The organism is Escherichia sp. MOD1-EC6842 (assembly GCF_002965705.1).
In the GTDB taxonomy this organism is placed as follows: domain Bacteria; phylum Pseudomonadota; class Gammaproteobacteria; order Enterobacterales; family Enterobacteriaceae; genus Escherichia; species Escherichia ruysiae.
In genome coordinates, this window is record NZ_PTRF01000064.1 from 1 (window position 1) to 434 (window position 434).

Consider the following 434-nt stretch of genomic DNA (forward strand, 5'->3'; position numbering starts at 1 on the left):
CGTAGGGGAACCTGCGGTTGGATCACCTCCTTACCTTAAAGAAGCGTTCTTTGAAGTGCTCACACAGATTGTCTGATGAAAATGAGCAGTAAAACCTCTACAGGCTTGTAGCTCAGGTGGTTAGAGCGCACCCCTGATAAGGGTGAGGTCGGTGGTTCAAGTCCACTCAGGCCTACCAAATTTGCACCGCAAATTTGAAGAGGTTTTAACTACATGTTATGGGGCTATAGCTCAGCTGGGAGAGCGCCTGCTTTGCACGCAGGAGGTCTGCGGTTCGATCCCGCATAGCTCCACCATCTCTGTAGTGATTAAATAAAAAATACTTCAGAGTGTACCTGCAAAGGTTCACTGCGAAGTTTTGCTCTTTAAAAATCTGGATCAAGCTGAAAATTGAAACACTGAACAACGAAAGTTGTTCGTGAGTCTCTCAAATT

The 434-nt window shown here is 45.9% G+C and carries 2 tRNA genes; both read left to right on the plus strand.

The features are described 5' to 3' along the window. Window positions 1–101: 101 nt before the first annotated feature. A tRNA-Ile gene (locus tag A7Z29_RS23095) sits at window positions 102–178 on the plus strand. Between the two features lie 42 nt (window positions 179–220). Continuing rightward, window positions 221–296 (plus strand) — tRNA-Ala (locus A7Z29_RS23100). Window positions 297–434: the final 138 nt, after the last annotated feature.